This is a genomic window from Pseudomonas sp. WS 5146 (assembly GCF_012985495.1).
Lineage (GTDB): Bacteria > Pseudomonadota > Gammaproteobacteria > Pseudomonadales > Pseudomonadaceae > Aquipseudomonas > Aquipseudomonas edaphica.
In genome coordinates this window covers 314,989-334,260 of the sequence record NZ_JAAQWL010000001.1, presented here as the reverse complement: position 1 = coordinate 334,260, position 19,272 = coordinate 314,989, and the positions used below count along the sequence as shown (strand labels likewise).

The window sequence follows — 19,272 nt, the reverse complement described above, 5'->3', positions numbered from 1 at the left end:
GATTGCGAATACGCCATGACCTTGCAGTACCCTACAATCGCCGATTGCGTCGGCAACACGCCCCTGGTCCGCTTGCAACGCATGGCGGGTGAAACCAGCAATACCTTGCTGCTCAAGCTCGAAGGCAACAACCCGGCCGGTTCCGTCAAGGACCGCCCGGCGTTGTCGATGATCACCCGCGCCGAGCTGCGTGGGCAGATCAAGCCGGGCGACACCCTGATCGAAGCCACCTCGGGTAACACCGGCATCGCCCTGGCCATGGCCGCGGCGATCAAGGGTTACAAGATGGTCTTGATCATGCCCGACAACGGCAGTGCCGAGCGCAAGGCGGCGATGACCGCCTATGGCGCCCAACTCATCCTGGTCACCCAGGAAGAAGGCATGGAAGGCGCGCGTGACCTCGCTGAGCGCATGGCCGCCGAAGGCCGTGGCGTGGTGCTCGACCAGTTCGCCAACGGCGATAACCCCGAGGCACACTACACCAGCACCGGCCCGGAAATCTGGCGCCAGACCCAAGGCAGCATCACCCATTTCGTCAGTTCCATGGGCACCACCGGCACCATCATGGGTAACTCGCGCTACCTCAAGGAGCAGAACCCGGCGATCCAGATCGTCGGCCTGCAACCGATGGAAGGCGCGGCCATTCCCGGTATCCGTCGTTGGCCTGAAGAGTACCTGCCCAAGATCTACAACGCGACGCGCGTGGACCGCATCATCGACATGGCCCAACGTGAAGCCGAAGACACCACCCGCCGTCTGGCGCGTGAAGAAGGCATCTTCTGTGGCGTGTCCTCCGGTGGCGCTGTGGCCGGTATGTTGCGTCTGTCCAAAGAAGTTGAAAACGCGGTGATCGTCGCGATCATCTGTGACCGAGGCGACCGCTACCTGTCGACCGGCATCTTCGACGAACCCAACTGATGGCCAAGCACGAGAGAGGCCTGCGCTTTCAGCCGACGGGCGGCAGCCGCGCCCCGCAGATTCCGGTGGGCAAGAAGCAACGCCTGACCATCGAGCGCCTGGCTAACGATGGCCGCGGCATTGTGTTCTTTGAAGGCCGCACCTGGTTCGTCAATGGCGCGCTGGCCGGCGAAGAAGTCGAAGCGCGGGTGTTGGGCGCCCACGGCAAAATCGTCGAGGCGCGTACCGAGCGTGTGTTCAAGGCCAGCGAGCTGCGTCGCCCGGCACCGTGCGCGCACTTCGGCCGCTGTGGCGGTTGCAGCGTGCAGCACCTGCCCCATGACGAACAACTTGCCCTGAAACAGCGCATGCTCGCCGAGCAACTGACCCGTGTGGCCGGTGTAGAACCGCAACAGTGGGCGGCACCGTTGAGCGGGCCGGAGTTCGGCTACCGTCGCCGCGCCCGTGTGGCGGTGCGCTGGGATGCCAAGGCCAAACAGCTTGAGGTGGGTTTTCGCGCCGTGGCCAGCCAGGATATCGTCGCTGTCGATGATTGCCCGGTGCTGGTACAAGCCTTGCAACCGATCATGCAGCGTTTGCCGAACATGCTGCGCCGCCTGAGCAAACCACAGGCGTTGGGGCATGTGGAGTTGTTCAGTGGTTCGTCGATTACCGTGTTGCTGCGGCACATGGCGCCGCTGTCCGAAGCGGACCTGCAGGTATTGAAAGAATTTTGCACCTTCCATGACGCCCAATTGTGGCTGCATGGCGAGGGCCAGCCGGAGCCGGTAGAGACGGGTCAGGCGCTTGGTTTTAGACTGGCGGCGTGGGATCTGGAACTGGCTTACCGTCCGGGAGATTTTGTCCAGGTCAACGCCGGAGTCAACGATGCGATGGTCGCCCAGGCCCTGGAGTGGTTGGCGCCAAAGGCCGAAGAACGGGTGCTGGACCTGTTTTGCGGGCTGGGCAACTTTGCCCTGCCACTGGCCAAACAGGTGCGCGAAGTGGTGGCGGTAGAGGGCGTGCAAGCCATGGTCGAGCGGGCGGCGCAGAACGCCGTCAGCAACAATTTGCATAATGTGCAGTTTTTTCAGGCCGATCTGTCTCAGCCTTTGACCGACGCGGAGTGGGCCAAACAGGGCTTTTCTGCGGTACTCTTGGACCCACCCCGTGACGGTGCCCTGGAGGTTGTGCGCAAGCTCGCCACCCTGGGGGCCAAGCGCTTGGTGTATGTGTCCTGCAACCCGGCCACGCTGGCGCGGGACACGGTTGAGTTGGTCAAGCAAGGCTACCGGCTAAAACGTGCCGGGATCCTCGACATGTTTCCGCAAACAGCGCATGTCGAGGCCATGGCGTTATTTGAAGCGGGCTAGGATGCCCGTTTAATCCGACTGGCCTGTCGTCTCCTGGGCCGTGACCTGTCAGGGAGTGGTACCTAGCCTAATGGTTGCACCGCTAGGGTTACGCAGCAGGTCAGCGATGATTTTTGGCGCATCCAAGGTGCGTCGTAGGGAAGGTAAGCAAGATGGTACAGGTGAGAGCACACCAGCCGATCAACACCGACGGCAGTATCAATCTCGAGGCATGGCTGGATCATGCCGTCAGTGTCGACCCGGCACTGGACCGTGAAGCCTTGAAAGCAGCCTGCGAGTTCGCTCGTGAGTCTGAACAGCAAGACAATGCGGCCAAGAACCTGTGGGCCGAAGGCACTTCAAGCTTTCGCACCGGGTTGGAAATCGCCGAGATCCTCGCCGATCTCAAGCTGGACCAGGATTCGCTGATCGCCGCCGTGCTTTATCGTGGCGTGCGTGAAGGGCATATCCCGTTGCCGACGGTCAGCCAGCGTTTCGGCGCGGTGGTGGCCAAGCTGATCGACGGCGTGCTGCGCATGGCCGCCATCAGCGCCAGCCTCAGCCCGCGTCAGTCCATGGTGCTGGGCACCCAGGGCCAGGTCGAAAACCTGCGCAAAATGCTGGTGGCCATGGTCGACGACGTGCGCGTCGCGCTGATCAAGCTGGCCGAACGTACCTGCGCGATCCGTGCGGTGAAGACCGCCGACGACGAAAAGCGCAACCGCGTGGCCCGCGAGGTGTTCGACATCTACGCGCCGCTGGCGCACCGCTTGGGCATCGGCCATATCAAGTGGGAGCTGGAGGATTTGTCCTTCCGCTACCTCGAACCCGACCAATACAAACAAATTGCCACGCTGTTGCACGAGCGGCGGCTCGACCGTGAGCGCTTTATCACCGACGTGATGGGCCAGCTGCGTTCCGAGTTGCAAGCCACCGGCGTCGACGCCGACATCAGCGGCCGCGCCAAGCACATCTATTCCATTTGGCGCAAAATGCAGCGCAAGGGCCTGGCCTTCAGCCAGATCTACGACGTGCGCGCCGTGCGCGTACTGGTGCCGGAAATGCGCGACTGCTACACCGCGCTGGGCATCGTGCACACGTTGTGGCGGCACATCCCCAAGGAATTCGACGACTACATCGCCAACCCCAAGGAAAACGGCTATCGCTCGCTGCACACCGCCGTGATCGGCCCTGAGGGCAAGGTGCTGGAAGTGCAGATCCGCACCCACGCCATGCACGAAGAGGCCGAGCTTGGAGTTTGCGCGCACTGGCGTTACAAGGGCACGGACGTCAAGGCCGGGTCCAACCAGTACGAAGAGAAGATCTCCTGGTTGCGCCAAGTGCTGGAATGGCACGAAGAACTGGGCGATATCGGCGGCCTGGCCGAGCAGCTGCGGGTGGATATCGAGCCGGACCGGGTCTATATCTTCACCCCCGACGGCCACGCCATCGACTTGCCCAAGGGCGCCACGCCGCTGGACTTCGCCTATCGCGTACACACCGAAATCGGCCACAACTGCCGGGGCGCCAAGATCAACGGGCGCATCGTGCCGCTCAACTACAGCCTGCAAACCGGTGAACAGGTCGAGATCATCACCAGCAAGCACGGCACGCCGAGCCGCGACTGGCTGAACCCGAACCTGGGCTACATCACCACATCGCGGGCGCGGGCGAAGATCGTTCACTGGTTCAAGTTGCAGGCACGCGACCAGAACGTCGCGGCCGGCAAGACCTTGCTTGAACGCGAATTGGCGCGCCTGGGCCTGCCACAGGTGGACTTCGACAAATTGGCCGAAAAAGCCAACATGAAGATCGCCGAAGACATGTTCGCCGCCCTCGGTGCTGGCGACTTGCGCCTGGCGCAATTGGTCAATCTGGCCCAGCAACTGGTCGAGCCGGAGCGCGGCAGCGAGCAGTTGGAACTGATCCCACGCAAAGCCACCGGCTACAAGCCTGGCAAGCGCGGTGATATCCAGATCCAGGGCGTGGGCAACCTGATGACGCAAATGGCCGGCTGCTGCCAGCCATTGCCGGGCGATGCCATCGTCGGCTACATCACCCAGGGGCGTGGCGTGAGCATTCACCGCCAGGATTGCGCCTCGGTGCTGCAACTGGGAGGGCGCGAGCCCGAGCGCATCATCCAGGTCAGTTGGGGCCCGGTGCCGGTGCTCACGTATCCGGTGGACATCATCATCCGTGCCTACGACCGTTCCGGTTTGCTGCGTGACGTGTCGCAAGTGCTGCTCAACGAGCGCATCAACGTGCTGGCGGTCAACACCCGCTCGAACAAAGAGGACAACACCGCGTTGATGTCCCTGACCATCGAGATCCCGGGGCTGGACGCGTTGGGGCGGTTGCTGGGGCGGATTTCCCAGTTGCCGAACATCATCGAGACGCGGCGTAATCGCACACCTTGATGCGGTCTGAAAATATCTGTGGGCTGCTTTCTGTGGGAGCCGGGCTTGCCCGCGATGCAGGCGACTCGGTCTGTCTGATAGACCGAGTCGAGGCTATCGCAGGCAAGCCAGCTCCCACATTAGATCTTCAGCGGTTCCAGACAATGGGCAGAGATTGACCGATGTATTCACTTGAAGACCTGCTGCACCTGATGAATCGCCTGCGCGACCCGCAATACGGGTGCCCGTGGGACATCAAGCAAACCTACGCGACCATCGTGCCGCACACCCTTGAAGAAGCCTACGAGGTTGCCGATGCCATCGAGCGCGGCGACTTCGATCATCTGCAAGGCGAGTTGGGCGACCTGTTGTTCCAGGTGGTGTATTACAGCCAGCTGGCGCGGGAAGAAGGGCGCTTTGAATTTGCCGGGGTAATCGACAGCATTACGCGCAAGCTGGTTCGTCGCCATCCGCACGTATTCCCGACGGGTGATTTGTACGCGCCGCTGGATATTCCCCAGTTAAGCGAAGAACAGGTTAAAGAACGCTGGGAGCAGATCAAGGCCGAGGAGCGCGCAGAAAAATCCGACGCACCCGAGCAATTGTCCCTGCTCGATGACGTACCTGCGGCCTTGCCCGCGTTATCCCGCGCCGCCAAATTGCAAAAGCGCGCCAGCCAGGTAGGTTTCGACTGGCCGGCTGCCTTGCCGGTGGTCGACAACGTGCGTGAAGAGCTGGATGAAGTGCTCGAAGCCATGGCTGATAACGATTCGGTGGCGATCGCCGATGAGGTCGGTGACCTGTTGTTTGCGGCGGTCAACCTGGCCCGTCACCTCAAGGTCGACCCGGAAACCGCGCTGCGTGGCGCCAACGCCAAGTTCGAACGACGTTTCCGATTTATCGAACAGGCATTGCGCGATACGCACAAACCCATAGAAGATTGCACCCTCGAAGAGTTGGACGCCCTGTGGGGCGAAGCCAAACGCCAGGAAAAGAATGTGTCCAGCTGCGGTTGAGCAGTTGCCTAAGTGAGTAAGCACCATGAGCCTTTCCCTTCGCGACCAGTTGCTCAAAGCAGGTCTGGTCAACCAAAAGCAGGCCAAGCAGGTCGGCAAAGACAAACAGAAGCAGCAGCGCCTGGTCCACAAGGGCCAGATCGAGGCTGATGACACCCAGGCGCGCCTGGCCGCCGAAGCGCATGCCGAAAAGGTCAAGCGCGACCAGGAACTGAACCGCCAGCAGCAGGAAAAAGCCGAGGCCAAGGCCCGCACGGCTCAGGTTAAACAACTGATCGAAACCTCGCGCCTGCCCAAGCTGACTACCGAGGACTACTACAACTTCGTGGATGACAAGAAGGTCAAGCGCCTGTCGGTCAACACGTTGATGCGCAACAAACTGAGCAACGGCTCCCTGGCGATCGTGCACCACGGTGGCGGCTACGAGGTGATCCCGCGTGAAGCGGCGCTGAAGATCCAGGAGCGCGCACCAGAGCGTATCGTGCAGCTCAATATCCTCACCGAAAGCCAGGTGCCGGATGAGGACGATCCATACGCGGCCTACCAGATCCCGGATGATCTGATGTGGTAAGGCGTTAAAAACAACAAACCCCGCTCAAAAGGCGGGGTTTGTGTTTTTAACGCGCAGCTTCAGCCGATCACCAATCCACTGCATAACTCACGCTGAAGGTACGCCCTTCAGCGTTCGGATACGGCGCACGGGCGTTGGCCTGGGCAAACATGTTCTGGTAATTGCGATTACTGAGGTTGTAGATCGCGCCTTCCAGGCGACCGACCGGCAACCTGACCGAACCGAGCAGATCGACCAGCGTATAACCTTTGATATCGCGGCCGTTGTTGTCTTTGGCCGCGGCGTCATAGTCGGCCAGTTGCATGCCTTGCAGGCGCAGGCTGTAGTCGCCACGGTCATAACCGACGAAGGCGGTGGTCTTGGCGGGCGAGATACGTGTGGCGGGCAGGTCGATCCATTTGCCGTTTTGCTGGGTCTCGCCTTTGGCGTAGGCGTACGTGCCGCCTACCGACCATTGATCGGTGACGTTGTAGGTCAGGCTGGTTTCGATGCCGCGCACGCGCTCTTTCTGGTTGATCAGGCGCAACACACGGTCATTGGCATCATAAAACTGGGTGACGTCCGAGGTGTTCTCATACGCGGTGACGTTGGCCAGCCACTTGTCCCAGTTGCCACGCCAGCCCAGCTCGTAACTGTCGACCTTGAGGGCTTGGGCGTTCAGGTCCTGGATGTCGTATTTGCTGTTGACGTCCCGCAGGAAGCGCTGGATATCCGGCAGGGAAAACCCCTGGCTGAAATTGACGAACACATCCTGGTTTTCATTCAGGTGGTACACCGCACCCAGGTTGTAGAGCGTGTCATCGTATTTGAGGGTGCCGCCCGGCAGTGTGGCGCGGTTGCCGGTCTGCACGATCTCGCCGTAGGCAATGCTGTCGGACACTTCGCTTTCGATCCACTCACGACGGATGCCGCCACGTAAGGTCCAGTCATCGATATCGTAGGACAGCTGACCAAAAATGGCTTTGGTGCTGGTTGCGATGTCCGGGCCCATCTCAAAGGTGGTGCCGGTCTTGGTATAGCTCAGGCCGTTGACCCGGTATTGGTCGCCGCGTTGGCGCGAGGTTTCATGGTCATAGTCGGCGCCCCAGACCAGATTACCGGTCGCCGAGCCGATGTCCGGCATTTGTGTATCAATCGCTGCCCGCACACCATAGACGTCTTGCACACTGTTGTTGTCGGACACCCCGGCACGACCGCGAGACAGGTCCGGGAAGAACAGTGCATCGGCACGCCGCCAGTAACTTTCGACCTGCAAGCCCTGGCCGTAGAAGTCCTTGTCGGCGTAATTGAGGTTGACCGCCTGGTTGTGGGTGAAGGGTTGGTCATCCAGGTCCAGGCCTTTTACCGCGACGGCAGTGCTGGTGATGCGTGGGTTCTTGGTGTAGCGGGTGTCCTGTTCATCTTTATAGTCTTGCAGCGACAGGCTGATCTTCTTGTCGTCATCCAGCTCGTAGCCGAAGCGACCTTGCAGGTCGTAGGTGTCGGTGTCCATGTTGCTGCCCTGGGACGTGTCCTGGGGAATGCGTTTGCCGTTACCGTCGAACTGGTCGTTGCGTTGCACCGTATTGCCCGACACGTACCAGTCCACCGGGCCTTTGCGGCCGGTGGCACTTTGGAAGGCTTCGTAGGAAAACCCCTTGTGGCTGAAATTGTTACCGGCGGTCATGCCGATCTTGCTGCTGAAGGCCAGGTCTTCGCCTTTGTTGCGCTTGGTAATGATGTTGATGATGCCGCCTGAGGCGCCGGCTCCGTAGACGCTGCTGGCGCCGGAAATCACTTCGATGCGCTCGATGCTTTCCGGTGCCACGCTGTTGAGCTGGCGGAAGTTGTCACGCGTGGCGTTCTGGGACACGCCATCAATCAGGATCAGCGTGTTGCGCCCGCGCAGCGTTTGGCCGAAGTTGCTCATGCCACCGCTGGAGGGTGCTATGCCCGGGACCAGTTGCCCGAGGATATCGGCAACCCGGCGTCCTGCTGCTGTCTGCTGGCGGATCTGTGCTTCGTCGATGACCTGCACCGAGCCTGGGATCGCGGCAATGCTGGTTTCACTGCGAGTGGCCGAAACGACCGTCGCCTGCAATTGCAGGTTGGTAGCCGCCGCTGGCGCGTCTTCAGGTTGATCGGCCCAGACAGGCGCGCTTATCGAACCGAGCAGGGGCAGCAGGACGGCCCATTGTGATTTGTTCATGATCTTGCCTTTGAGTTATTAGAAGTATTGACAGAAAAATCGGTAGTCTCAGGTGTTCGGGTGAACGAACGGATGGCGCGGATACCCAGGGCCGCCAAGGCATAGGTCAGTGCCACCAGCCAAAAGCTGTGCGCCAAGCCCACCATTGCCATGCCGACGCCTCCCAACAGCGCACCGCACAACGCGCCACCTTTTGCGGCGCTATTGCCCAGGCCCAAGGCAAACCCCTGCTGGCTGGGTGCAACGGTGTTGGCGATCAACGTGTAGGCGACCGGCAGCAGCGCGCCTTGCCACACGCCCCACAGCAGCCGGCTGGCGAGGAACCCCAGCCATTCGCCGGCCATCGCCGTGAAGGCCAGCGTCAGGGCGCAAAGCCACGTGACCCATTCGATGATGCGCAGCGTGTGCGCCGCCGGGTGTCGGTCAAACAGCCGGCCCCACAGCGGCGCGGACAGCGCGAGCGTCAGTGCGCTGGCGGCGTAGCTGGCGCCGATCAGCCAGGCAGGAGCGTGCAGAACATCGGCGACGTACAGGGCATAAAACGGCTGGGGCATCATCTTGGCGGCCTGGATCAGCACGATGATGGCGAGCATTGCGCCGAGCCAGCCTTTGGGCAGTGCCGTAGGCGTTGAGGCGCGTACCGGTCTTGAGCGCGGCGCATCGCTGGGTAGAAACAGGCTGATCAGCGCGCACAGCAGGCAGACCGCCGTGGCGCTGTAGCACAGCAACGCGAAACCGGAAATATCCATCAGCCAGCCACCCAGCACCGGCCCGGCCAGCGAGCCCACGGCGGTGGCCGATTGCAGCCGCGCCAGAATGTGCCCGCGCCCACCTTCGGCGCAGTACGCCAGCGCATAGGCTTGGGCCGCTGCAATAAAACCTGCCAGCGCGCCTTGCGCCACGCGGATGACCACCAGCAGCCACGGGTCGGTGGTGACAGCGGCCAGCGCCTGGCATACCGCCAGGGCCAGCAGCGCGCGAATGATCATCGGCTTGTGGCCGGTACGATCACCCAGGCGCCCCCACATTGGCGTGAGGATCATCGCCGCCATCATCGGCCCGGCATACACCAGCGATGACAGCAGGCCGGTGTACTGGGCGTTGGCAACGCCCAGCAGTTTCTGGATCTGCAACGGCCAGAAGGGGCCGCTCATCTCCATGGCGCCCATCGACACCAACTGAATCACCACCAACAGGCGCAATGCAGTGTTGTTAGCCGACATTGGCGGCAGTGCTCAGCGGGTTCGGCAGGCGTCCGACGATATCGGCGTGGCTTTCCATCAGGCGCATGCGCATAAACGACTTGGCTGGCCAGTCCTGCTCCAGCAGCGCGGCACGTTCGGTCTGCCAACGTTGGGGTTCGACCTGGCTGCGCAAATTATCGAAACACTCGCGGACCTGGGCTGACAGCTCGTCCCACAGCAGCCCCTCCGGAATATCGAAATGGCGCGCACTGAGCAATACCAGTTCGCCCAAGTGACACATGAACACGGTGTGCAGCAACTTGTCGCGCACGAAGCCGGCATCGTCGTACAAGGTCATCTTCGGGTCGTGCAGTTCGATGTCCAGACCATGGGCATGCAAGGTCTTGCGGTCGATGCGGATATCACCGAAATCACGCAGCAACAGGCGGTTTGCTTGCCCGTTTGTGCCCATGACCATAAAGGAGTTCTGCTGATGGGCCTCGAAGGCCACGCCATAACGCAAGTACATGCCCAGCAGTGCCGGCACTGCAATCGATGCATAGTCTTTAAAAAACGCCTGCATGGCCTGCGCGTCATCAGCGCCTTTGCTCAGGCGTACCCACTGCTTGAGCAAGGGTTGCCCATGCTGATCAATGGCAAACAGGCTGCCTACCGGAATGGCCATTTCGCCCGGTTCGAGCAGGCTCTGCGGGTTGTCACGGTACAGGACGGCCAGGTGCCGGGAGTGCTCGTCATTGGCAGGTTGTGGTTGGAAATGCACGCCGAGTCGTTCGGGCACGATGCTGAGAATAGGTTGAATCTGCGGTTCGCGTGCCAGGATGGTTTGCAGTAAATGGCTGATCCGTGGCCCCATGCGCGCGGAGCGTGGCGACACGGTGCGCTGCACACTGGTCAAGCGCAGCGACACGGGAAGTTTAACCATTGGCGCGTCGTACCGGCCTTCAGGCAACACGGTCCTGAATGACATGGTGGGGTGGGCGGTGAACGCGACGATGTCGGTCAGCACCAGCAGCCTGTCACCGATTTCATTGGCGAACAGTTGCGGCAGCTCTTGGCGAGCTTGCCAAGGGTGAGCGGGCATCGGCAGGTAGTCGCCAGCCTCAAGGCCTTGAGCGCTTAAGTGCGCTGTCAGTTGGCGGGCGGCCTGCGGGAAGTGGTTTTGCCACCACTGCCAGTAATCTGCAGTACCGGCCAGGCTTTCGACATGGGCGAACTGGCGGTGCAGCGCGCAGAGTAATACCGGAAAGCGCGCCTCGAACTCCGGCGAGAATTCAATCACCTGCTCTGTACCCAAGCCCAACTTCGTCTTGTAGTTGGGGTGCCATGGATGGCCCAAGGTGCCCCACTGCTCGAGTACTGATGTCGGGTTGGAAACGCTTGGGTTGTTCTTGAGGTAGCTGAGCAAATTGTTTTGATGCGCGGGGGCCATTGCGGCGTGCAGCTCGAGGGTCCACTGCTCGTGGAAGGCGAGGCACAGCGTATCGTTGATAAAGCTGTCGTCTATCTCCCGGTTGAGGCGGCTCAAGACGTCTGGGGCGGCAGATGATTCGAGGCTGCTGTTGAGTAATGTCAGCAACTGCGAGGGGAATCGGATTTTCTGTTCGGGCTGGCCAGCGCGCAGGACACTCACCGTGCCGCGCAAATCCCAGCTGGCCATGCGGCCTGGGCGCAGGTGATCAAAACATAGGCGGGTGTGGTCGGGTAGCTCCAGCCAGCAGCGATTGTGTTCGTCATAAGTGCGTGTGGTGGGGTTGAGCAGGCCTTCACGGAACAGGGCTTGGATCAGGCGCTGGAAGCTGCGTTCGGCGGCAGGTGCGAGGGTATCGATCAGGGCATCAAGCGTGACGTGCTTAGCCAGGAATTGGCGAGTGGAGAGTGCTTCACCCCAGCGTTCCAGCAGTAGTTTTTCCGGTGTGGCGACCTGTCCGTGCATCAAATCGAACTCCTTATCCGTAGGGCTGAGTGAAAAGCGAACGGATACTATCGAGAATCATTACCAAATGTCTATTTGTTGTTACGCTTTTTGCGGAAACGATTATTCAGGGGCGAAAGGAGGGCGGTTCGAAGCCGGAGAGAGCGACCATGCAGGTCTGGAATCAGGGTTGAAGGGGCTAAGTCAGGCTGGTTCAGTGTCTTTGAGGTGACTTGTAGTACGAAGCCTGGGGTTCTGTAGGGTGTATCTGCTTTCATGCGGTCGTGGCAGAACACAGGAAAACGGTGGCTGTTAGAAACGAAAAACCCCGCTCAAAGGCGGGGTTTTTGTGTGTAGGCACACCAGCTGCTGTGTGGGGCTGGGTGACTGGCAGATTTCAGAGTTTCAGGAGCCTTCAGCCTGGCGTTTCATCTCAAGAGATTCGAGCTCGTTTTTATAATTGTGGGCTTCGTTCTCGTTGTGGAACATGCCGACCAGTTGGTCTTGTTGATGTACATCCCAGATGTGAATCCCATGGCCCAGTGCTTCGTGGGACATGTGTGCATCGTCGCGTTCAGTTACTTTTACAGTCATCTGCTTGCTCCAATCTCTGGTTGATCTGCGGCAAGTCGTCGCAGGTCTCTTTTATATGTTTTGTTAGCTTGCTAAGTAAACCGATTTTGCGCGCAACTATTTATTGCAGGAAATGCAACAGTGCTGCAGGCCACGCAAATCGCGACATTGCGTCGCAGGGTGCTGAGTTTTATGACAAAAGTTTCATGTTCGGATGGGCTTAAAGTCTTGTGGTGACCGTGTTGGCCCTATCGCAGGCAAGCCAGCTCCCACATTTGAAATGCATTCACCTGTGGGAGCTGGCTTGCCTGCGATAGCGGTAGTGGTTTCAACACAAAACCTCCAGGCGAAAAAAAGCCCCGCATTCAGCGAGGCTCTTTTTAATCACATCACGGTATCAGCTACCTTTGATAGCCTGGCCATCAACGGTACCGTCCTGCAGCATGATGTTGTATTCCTTGCCGTCGGTTTCCACCTGGCGCAAGGCTACCAAAATGCCGCCCAGGTCCTTGGCAAACCACATCTGGGTGATGCGCTTGCTTTGCGTCGGGTCACGTACACGTTCAACCTTGATCGCATCGATGGCGCCGACCTTGGTCTGGACTTTTTCCGGGCCGATTACGCGGAAGTCGTAGGTGTCGGTGTCGGTGCCTTCAACGACGATGTAGCTCATGCTCTTCTTGCCGGCCGCCACATCGCGTTGCAGTGCCAACTGGTAAGTCGACTTGTCGAGCATGCCGCTTTGCAGGGCGACGTTGACCGGGTCTTTGTTTTCAAAGCCGGTGACTTTCTTGGCCGTCTGGTCGAAGTCCAGGTTGATCTTCTTCGACTTACCCAGGCCGCCACGTTCGAAGCTGTAGCTCACGGGCTGCAGGGCATCTTTGTCGAGACGGATAACACTGGTCTCGGTGAGGCTGGCGATCATCATGGACGCCTTGAAATTCAAGGTCCACGAGCCATTGTCATTCTTGACCAGGCTGCGCTCGGCCGAGCCGCTCATGGGCAACTGCTTCCAGTCGGCGGTGTAGCTGGCGGAGAACGGGTGAAGGTCTGCTGCTTGCACAGCGGGCAAGGCGAACAGCGCAAAAGCGAAGAGCAGGGCGCGACGCATAAAATCTCCTAGGTTCGAATCAAGTGGCCGCTGGCCGCGAGTAACTGACCGTCCAATAATGCACCCTGTTCGCCGAGAATCAATCGTCCCTCGGCAAACCAGCGAACAGCCAGCGGGTAAATCCTGTGTTCCTGGGTGTGAACCCGTTGCGCAAGTGTCTGCGCCGAATCTGCAGACTCTACCGGAACCACTGCCTGTACGACCAGAGGCCCGCCATCGAGTTCCTCGGTGACAAAGTGCACGCTGCAGCCATGCTCCGTGTCGCCGGCCTCAAGGGCGCGTTGGTGTGTGTGTAACCCTTTGTATTTGGGCAGCAGGGACGGGTGAATATTGAGCAGGCGCCCTTGGTAGTGCCGCACGAAATCGGCGCTGAGGATGCGCATGAAACCGGCAAGCACCACGAGTTTGGGATTGAAGGCGTCGATCAGTTCGATCAAGGCGCTGTCGAAGGCCTCGCGACCTTCGAAAGCCTTGTGATCCAGGGAGCGGGTGTCGATACCCGCGTCCCTGGCGCGTTGCAGGCCGTAGGCGTCGCTGCGGTTGGAGATCACCGCAGCGATGCGCACCGGGCTATCGCCGGTGCGCGTGCTGTCGATCAGGGCCTGCAAGTTACTGCCGGTGCCGGAGAGCAGCACCACGACATCACAGGTCTCAGGCATCAGTGAGCCTTGAGGTTCTTCAGTTCAACCTGGGCCGCGCCTTCTGGAGCGGTTGCGATCTGGCCGATAACCCAAGGCTGCTCGCCCGCTTCACGCAGTACGTTCAGCGCGGTTTCAACGTGCTCTTGAGCCACGCAGATAACCATGCCTACGCCGCAGTTCAGCACGCGGTGCATTTCGGTTTCGTTGACATTGCCTTGCGCTTGCAGCCAGTCGAACACGGCAGGACGCGTCCAGCTTGCCACGTCGACAATCGCCTGTGCGCCTTTAGGCAGCACGCGCGGGATGTTGTCCAGCAGGCCACCACCGGTGATGTGGGCCATGGCTTTGACGGCGCCGGTGTCCTTGATCAGCTTGAGCAAAGGCTTCACGTAGATGCGGGTCGGGGCCATCAGCAGGTCGGTCAGCGGCTGGCCGTCGAGCTGGGTATTCTCGATGTCGGCGCCGGACACTTCGATGATCTTGCGGATCAGCGAGTAGCCGTTGGAGTGCGGGCCGGACGATGGCAGGGCGAGCAGGGCGTCACCGGCTGCGACTTTGGAACCGTCGATGATTTCAGCTTTTTCGACAACACCGACGCAGAAACCGGCCAGGTCGTAGTCTTCACCTTCGTACATGCCTGGCATTTCAGCGGTTTCGCCGCCGACCAGAGAGCAACCCGACAGCTCGCAGCCGGCGCCGATGCCGGTGACCACTTGAGCAGCGGTGTCCACGTTCAGCTTGCCGGTGGCGTAGTAGTCGAGGAAGAACAGCGGCTCTGCGCCACACACCACCAGGTCGTTGACGCACATGGCAACCAGGTCAATGCCGATGGTGTCGTGCTTGTTCAGGTTCAGCGCCAGGCGCAGCTTGGTGCCCACGCCGTCGGTGCCGGACACCAGCACAGGCTGCTTGTAGCCGGCCGGGATTTCGCAGAGGGCGCCAAAACCGCCCAGGCCGCCCATGACTTCGGGGCGCGCAGTGCGCTTGGCGACGCTCTTGATGCGTTCGACCAATGCTTCACCGGCGTCGATGTCTACACCGGCGTCCTTGTAGCTCAGGGAGGGTTGCTTGCTCATGATCCAGGCCTTTAGGGGGGATTTCTGGGTAACGACCGAGCCGGCAGGCGCTTTTGGTAAAAGGCCCAGCCGCTGACGGTCTGCGAAGGCGCGCGATTTTATCAGGCTTGAGGGGCAGCGGCCATCCTCGGGCCGACGGGCAGGGCCATATAGGTTAAAAAAGCCGGTTAAAAAAATGCTAAACGTGCCGGTAATGGCGTGTATTAAGGTATAGCCTTTAACCCGCTATCGTTATGACAGTACAAAAACTGCCATGACCCTGTGAATGTTTTACCGGCTGCTGTGGTCACAGCCTTGCCAAGCCGAGTTCACGCGGTCTGTTCCAGCCGCTAAATTTGTCGTTCGGGAATCTTCCATGCGTCTGTGTAATTTCTTCTTTGTAGGCTGCTTGTCGTTGGTCAGCCTGGCGAGTCATGCCGAAACCCTCAATGGCCTTTATCAAGTACTTGAACCGGTTGCCAGCCAGTCGCCCCAAGAGCGTGACCAGGCCACCCAGCGCGCGGTGCAAACCCTGGTGATCCGCCTGACCGGCGATGCCAAGGCTGCCGACGGCCCAGGCCTGGCGGCGATTCGCAAAGACCCGCAGCAAATCATCAGCCAATACGGCTACGACGCCGGCCCGCCGGAAAGCCTGCAAGTAGACTTCGACCCTGTGAGCACTGATCGCGCATTGCGTGAGGCCGGCCTGTCGATCTGGGGCAGCAATCGGCCGTCGATCCTCGGCTGGTGGCTCAACGATTCCACTGACGGCAGCAGCCTGGTCGGTGATGGCCAGGCGATAGCCGGTGCACTGCGCCGTGCCGCACAACACCGCGGCTTGCCGTTGCGTTTGCCCTTGGGTGACCTGGATGAGCAGGTCGTCGCCACTGCACCGAATCTGGAAAGTGCCGATGCCACGCCCTTGCGCGCCGCCTCCGAACGCTACGGCGCCGACGCGTTGCTGGCCGTGCACGCGCGCCAGGAAGGCAGCCAGTGGCAGGCCAAATGGCGCCTGTGGCTGGGCGACAAAAGCGAGCAGGGCACCGCCCAGGGCGCTGACACTGGCGCGGTGGCCGATGCCGTGATGTTGGCGGTCAGTCAAAAACTGGCACCGCGTTTTGCCGTCAAACCAGGTGTGAGCACCGAACAGCTGCTCGAAGTGCAGGGCATGAATCTGGAGCGCTATGCCGCCTTGGGCCATCTGCTTGAACCCTTTGGCGCTCAGCCACAGCGGGTGGATGGCAATCGCATTGTGTATCGGGTCAACGGCAGTGCCGATCAGTTGCGCACTCAGTTGAGCCTGGCCAAGTTGCAGGAAGTGCCTGCGGGCGAAGCGCCGGTTCAACCGCCGGTGGCCGATGGTACGCAGCCGCCGGCTGCCCCGGAGCCCCAGGCGCAGTTACGTTTTCGTTGGTAGGTGATCTTCCTTCTATATAGATAGAAGGAAACAAATGATAGATGGAGTGGTTTATGGCGGATACGCGTCGTTGGGTGTGGCTTGGTGGGGTTGTCCTGCTGTGCGTTTTTGTGTTCTTGCTGCATTCGATCCTGACGCCGTTCCTGGTGGCGTTGCTGCTCGCCTACCTGTTCGATCCCGTGGTGGATCGACTGGAGAAAATCGGCATGTCGCGCACCTGGGGTGTGGTGACGGTGTTTGCGCTGTTCACATTGATTATCACGGTGCTGGTGTTGGTGTTGGTGCCGATGCTGGCCAAGCAGCTGTTCCGTCTCTATGAGCTGGCGCCGCAAATGCTCGACTGGTTGCAGCACACGGCGATGCCGTGGGCTCAGGCCAAGCTGGGGCTGGCGGATGGCTTCTGGAAGTTCGACAAGGTCAAGGCCGCGATCAGTGAGCATATGGGCCAGACCACCGACATTGTCGGTGTGGTGCTCAGTCAGGCCACGGCCTCCAGCCTTGCATTGATCGGCTGGCTGACCAACCTGGTGCTGATCCCGGTGGTGGCGTTCTACCTGCTGCGTGACTGGGACATCATGATGGCCAAGATCCGCAGCCTGCTGCCACGCAATAACGAAGAGCGCATCGTTTCCCTGGCACAAGAGTGCCATGAGGTGCTCGGCGCGTTTGTACGCGGTCAGTTGCTGGTAATGCTGGCGCTGGGGATCATCTATGCCGCCGGCTTGATGGCGATTGGTTTGGAGCTGGGACTGTTGATCGGCTTGATCGCCGGCTTGGCCGCCATCGTGCCGTACATGGGCTTTGTGATTGGCATCGGCGCCGCGCTGGTGGCCGGGCTGTTCCAGTTTGGCGGCGACCTGTACCCGATGCTTGGGATCGTGGCGGTATTCATGGTCGGCCAGGCTTTGGAAGGCATGGTACTGACGCCGTTGCTGGTGGGTGACCGCATTGGCTTGCACCCGGTAGCGGTGATCTTTGCGATCCTGGCGGGTGGTGAGCTGTTTGGCTTTACTGGCATCTTGCTTGCGCTGCCGGTGGCGGCGGTGATCATGGTGTTGGTGCGTCACGTCCATGATCTATATAAGGATTCGGATGCGTATACCGGGGTTGAAGACCCGGACCTGTAACCGTTTCGCAACAAACCCGGCCTAAGCCGGGTTTGTTGTTTCTGGGGCGGGGTGTCAAACAAATTGCGCAAATCGCCCCAAGTTAACGCAAACCTTTGATTTTGCTTGTGGTCTGCTGCATTGTGCGCCCGGCTTCACGGGTATAAACTTTGCAAACTTTACACAGAGGCCACTAACGGTTCGTTTGGAGCCGTTCAGTCAGCATGAAACCGATTCAGCTGCCCTTGGGTGTGCGTCTGCGTGACGACGCCACCTTTATCAATTACTACCCAGGCGCCAATGCCGCTGCACTCGGCTATGTCGAGCGACTCTGCGAAGCCGACGCCGGGTGGACTGAAAGCCTGATCTATCTGTGGGGCAAACACGGCGTGGGGCGTACCCACCTGTTGCAGGCCGCGTGCCTGCGCTTCGAGCAGATGGGCGAGCCGGCGGTTTACTTGCCGCTGGCTGAGCTGATGGACCGTGGCATCGGCATCTTCGACCACCTTGAGCAATACGAACTGGTGTGTCTGGATGACCTGCAGGCCATCGCCGGCAAGGCAGATTGGGAAGAGGCGCTGTTTCACCTGTTCAACCGCCTGCGTGACAGCGGCCGGCGCTTGTTGATTGCTGCGTCCACCTCGCCGCGTGAGCTGCCGGTGAAACTGGCTGATCTCAAGTCACGCCTGACCCTGGCGCTCATCTTTCAAATGCGCCCACTCTCCGACGAAGACAAGCTGCGTGCCCTGCAATTGCGTGCATCGCGTCGTGGCCTGCACCTGACCGATGAGGTCGGGCACTTTATCCTTACCCGTGGCACCCGCAGCATGAGCGCGTTGTTCGATTTGCTCGAACAGCTCGATCAGGCCTCGCTGCAGGCCCAGCGCAAGCTGACCATTCCGTTTCTCAAGGAAACCCTCGGCTGGTAGCCAGCCCTTGTCCAGTGGGGTTTTCGGCAACTTCCAGGCGCCAGAAAACCTGCGTTTGGGCCGGTTTGGCCACGCAACAGGCATGAATAGGGTGTTAAGGGCTTAGATGTCATAGTCCAAACCAGAAGTCACATAGATCACGATTGAATTTGCAAATCGATGTGATAGAGGGCATAGTCTCGACTTCTTTACACATCAGCCACGGTCGTGCCCATGCTAAATCGCTTCGCACCCCTCGTGCCTCTCGCACTCGTTACCCTGTTGTTTGGTTGCGCCACCCACACTCAAAACGTGGCTGAGCAGCAAAAACCACAGGTTCAAAATCAGGCAAAGTTCGTTGCAGCGCAGTCTTCTACTGTCTATGAAGAAGCTCTTTATAAAGAAGAGCAGGCTACTGAGAAAGAACTGGCTGCCTTCGCCGGCAACAAGCCTTACCAGCTTCCCGTTCTGGCCGACAGCATCCTCGAACGCGGCATGTCCCTGATCGGTACCCGTTACCGTTTCGGCGGTACCTCTGAAGCCGGTTTCGACTGCAGCGGCTTTATCGGCTACCTGTTCCGTGAAGAAGCCGGCATGAATTTGCCACGCTCGACACGCGAAATGATCAACGTGGATGCACCGTTGGTCGCACGCAACAACCTCAAGCCCGGTGATCTGCTTTTCTTTAGTACGGCAGGCCGTGGTCGTGTAAGCCACGCCGGTATCTACTTGGGCGATAACCAGTTTATCCACTCCAGCAGCCGTCGCAGTGGCGGTGTTCGAGTCGACAACCTGGGTGACAGCTACTGGAGCAAAACCTTCATCGAAGCCAAGCGCGCCCTCGCCATGGCCCCGACTACGGTTACCGCTAGTAAGTAAAGTTAAAGTGATACTTGAAGTTTGACGCGTAAGCGCTAGAATCCC

At 60.0% G+C, this 19,272-nt stretch carries 16 protein-coding genes; 9 read left to right on the top strand and 7 right to left on the bottom strand.

What is annotated here, in order from left to right; translation table 11 throughout:
* Positions 1–15: 15 nt before the first annotated feature.
* The 5 genes from cysM (at position 16) to HBO41_RS01435 (ending at position 6,232) form a co-directional block, all read left to right on the top strand.
* A complete protein-coding gene (gene cysM, locus HBO41_RS01455; RefSeq protein WP_017134870.1) occupies positions 16–918 on the top strand; it encodes a cysteine synthase CysM in 903 nt (300 codons plus the stop codon).
* On the top strand, positions 918–2,270 hold the full coding sequence (rlmD, locus tag HBO41_RS01450) for a 23S rRNA (uracil(1939)-C(5))-methyltransferase RlmD (protein ID WP_169984849.1): 1,353 nt from the start codon (positions 918–920) through the stop codon (positions 2,268–2,270). The genes cysM and rlmD overlap by 1 nt, the downstream gene beginning before the upstream one ends.
* A gap of 152 nt (positions 2,271–2,422) precedes the next feature.
* Positions 2,423–4,666 carry a GTP diphosphokinase gene (gene relA / locus HBO41_RS01445; RefSeq protein ID WP_017134872.1) on the top strand — a complete coding sequence of 748 codons (2,244 nt, stop codon included), beginning with the start codon at positions 2,423–2,425 and terminating at the stop codon, positions 4,664–4,666.
* Positions 4,667–4,827: 161 nt separating this feature from the next.
* Positions 4,828–5,661, top strand: a complete 834-nt coding sequence (gene mazG / locus HBO41_RS01440) for a nucleoside triphosphate pyrophosphohydrolase (protein ID WP_017134873.1) — start codon at positions 4,828–4,830, stop codon at positions 5,659–5,661.
* Between the two features lie 25 nt (positions 5,662–5,686).
* The gene (locus HBO41_RS01435) at positions 5,687–6,232 is read left to right on the top strand and encodes a DUF2058 domain-containing protein (RefSeq protein WP_017134874.1); all 546 of its coding nucleotides are present in this window, start codon (positions 5,687–5,689) and stop codon (positions 6,230–6,232) included.
* 67 nt (positions 6,233–6,299) lie between these two features.
* Here the strand turns inward: HBO41_RS01435 and HBO41_RS01430 are convergent, their stop codons facing one another.
* The 7 genes from HBO41_RS01430 to purM all read right to left on the bottom strand — a co-directional run bounded on the left by HBO41_RS01430 (position 6,300) and on the right by purM (position 14,938).
* Positions 6,300–8,420, bottom strand: a complete 2,121-nt coding sequence (locus HBO41_RS01430) for a TonB-dependent receptor (RefSeq protein ID WP_099548854.1) — start codon at positions 8,418–8,420, stop codon at positions 6,300–6,302.
* Entirely contained in the window at positions 8,417–9,643 is a 1,227-nt protein-coding gene (locus HBO41_RS01425; protein WP_169984847.1) for an MFS transporter, read from the bottom strand. The genes HBO41_RS01430 and HBO41_RS01425 overlap by 4 nt, the downstream gene beginning before the upstream one ends.
* Positions 9,633–11,558 carry an IucA/IucC family siderophore biosynthesis protein gene (locus HBO41_RS01420; protein WP_099548856.1) on the bottom strand — a complete coding sequence of 642 codons (1,926 nt, stop codon included), beginning with the start codon at positions 11,556–11,558 and terminating at the stop codon, positions 9,633–9,635. The genes HBO41_RS01425 and HBO41_RS01420 overlap by 11 nt, the downstream gene beginning before the upstream one ends.
* A 384-nt stretch (positions 11,559–11,942) precedes the next feature.
* Positions 11,943–12,131 carry a hypothetical protein gene (locus tag HBO41_RS01415; RefSeq protein ID WP_017134878.1) on the bottom strand — a complete coding sequence of 63 codons (189 nt, stop codon included), beginning with the start codon at positions 12,129–12,131 and terminating at the stop codon, positions 11,943–11,945.
* A 376-nt stretch (positions 12,132–12,507) separates the two neighbouring features.
* Positions 12,508–13,221 (bottom strand): DUF3108 domain-containing protein, encoded by a 714-nt coding sequence (locus tag HBO41_RS01410; protein ID WP_017134879.1) that lies wholly within the window; start codon positions 13,219–13,221, stop codon positions 12,508–12,510.
* Positions 13,222–13,229: 8 nt separating this feature from the next.
* A complete protein-coding gene (gene purN / locus HBO41_RS01405; protein WP_017134880.1) occupies positions 13,230–13,880 on the bottom strand; it encodes a phosphoribosylglycinamide formyltransferase in 651 nt (216 codons plus the stop codon).
* Complete coding sequence (gene purM, locus HBO41_RS01400; protein WP_017134881.1) at positions 13,880–14,938, bottom strand: phosphoribosylformylglycinamidine cyclo-ligase; 1,059 nt, start codon at positions 14,936–14,938, stop codon at positions 13,880–13,882. The genes purN and purM overlap by 1 nt, the downstream gene beginning before the upstream one ends.
* 355 nt (positions 14,939–15,293) lie before the next feature.
* Here purM and HBO41_RS01395 point away from each other — a divergent pair, with 355 nt between their 5' ends.
* The 4 genes from HBO41_RS01395 (at position 15,294) to HBO41_RS01380 (ending at position 19,227) form a co-directional block, all read left to right on the top strand.
* Entirely contained in the window at positions 15,294–16,334 is a 1,041-nt protein-coding gene (locus HBO41_RS01395; protein ID WP_017134882.1) for a DUF2066 domain-containing protein, read from the top strand.
* Between the two features lie 53 nt (positions 16,335–16,387).
* The gene (locus HBO41_RS01390; protein WP_026013513.1) at positions 16,388–17,461 is read left to right on the top strand and encodes an AI-2E family transporter; all 1,074 of its coding nucleotides are present in this window, start codon (positions 16,388–16,390) and stop codon (positions 17,459–17,461) included.
* Positions 17,462–17,664: 203 nt separating this feature from the next.
* The gene (gene hda, locus HBO41_RS01385) at positions 17,665–18,369 is read left to right on the top strand and encodes a DnaA regulatory inactivator Hda (RefSeq protein ID WP_017134884.1); all 705 of its coding nucleotides are present in this window, start codon (positions 17,665–17,667) and stop codon (positions 18,367–18,369) included.
* A 213-nt stretch (positions 18,370–18,582) separates the two neighbouring features.
* Positions 18,583–19,227 (top strand): C40 family peptidase, encoded by a 645-nt coding sequence (locus HBO41_RS01380; protein WP_017134885.1) that lies wholly within the window; start codon positions 18,583–18,585, stop codon positions 19,225–19,227.
* Positions 19,228–19,272 lie beyond the last annotated feature (45 nt).

Excerpts from the sequence above, each read along its gene's own strand:
- cysM (WP_017134870.1), top strand. The coding sequence starts at position 16 with ATGACCTTGCAGTACCCTACAATCGCCGATTGCGTCGGCAACACGCCC.
- rlmD (WP_169984849.1), top strand. The coding sequence starts at position 918 with ATGGCCAAGCACGAGAGAGGCCTGCGCTTTCAGCCGACGGGCGGCAGC.
- relA (WP_017134872.1), top strand. The coding sequence starts at position 2,423 with ATGGTACAGGTGAGAGCACACCAGCCGATCAACACCGACGGCAGTATC.
- mazG (WP_017134873.1), top strand. The coding sequence starts at position 4,828 with ATGTATTCACTTGAAGACCTGCTGCACCTGATGAATCGCCTGCGCGAC.
- HBO41_RS01435 (WP_017134874.1), top strand. The coding sequence starts at position 5,687 with ATGAGCCTTTCCCTTCGCGACCAGTTGCTCAAAGCAGGTCTGGTCAAC.
- HBO41_RS01430 (WP_099548854.1), bottom strand. The coding sequence starts at position 8,420 with ATGAACAAATCACAATGGGCCGTCCTGCTGCCCCTGCTCGGTTCGATA.
- HBO41_RS01425 (WP_169984847.1), bottom strand. The coding sequence starts at position 9,643 with ATGTCGGCTAACAACACTGCATTGCGCCTGTTGGTGGTGATTCAGTTG.
- HBO41_RS01420 (WP_099548856.1), bottom strand. The coding sequence starts at position 11,558 with ATGCACGGACAGGTCGCCACACCGGAAAAACTACTGCTGGAACGCTGG.
- HBO41_RS01415 (WP_017134878.1), bottom strand. The coding sequence starts at position 12,131 with ATGACTGTAAAAGTAACTGAACGCGACGATGCACACATGTCCCACGAA.
- HBO41_RS01410 (WP_017134879.1), bottom strand. The coding sequence starts at position 13,221 with ATGCGTCGCGCCCTGCTCTTCGCTTTTGCGCTGTTCGCCTTGCCCGCT.
- purN (WP_017134880.1), bottom strand. The coding sequence starts at position 13,880 with ATGCCTGAGACCTGTGATGTCGTGGTGCTGCTCTCCGGCACCGGCAGT.
- purM (WP_017134881.1), bottom strand. The coding sequence starts at position 14,938 with ATGAGCAAGCAACCCTCCCTGAGCTACAAGGACGCCGGTGTAGACATC.
- HBO41_RS01395 (WP_017134882.1), top strand. The coding sequence starts at position 15,294 with ATGCGTCTGTGTAATTTCTTCTTTGTAGGCTGCTTGTCGTTGGTCAGC.
- HBO41_RS01390 (WP_026013513.1), top strand. The coding sequence starts at position 16,388 with ATGGCGGATACGCGTCGTTGGGTGTGGCTTGGTGGGGTTGTCCTGCTG.
- hda (WP_017134884.1), top strand. The coding sequence starts at position 17,665 with ATGAAACCGATTCAGCTGCCCTTGGGTGTGCGTCTGCGTGACGACGCC.
- HBO41_RS01380 (WP_017134885.1), top strand. The coding sequence starts at position 18,583 with ATGCTAAATCGCTTCGCACCCCTCGTGCCTCTCGCACTCGTTACCCTG.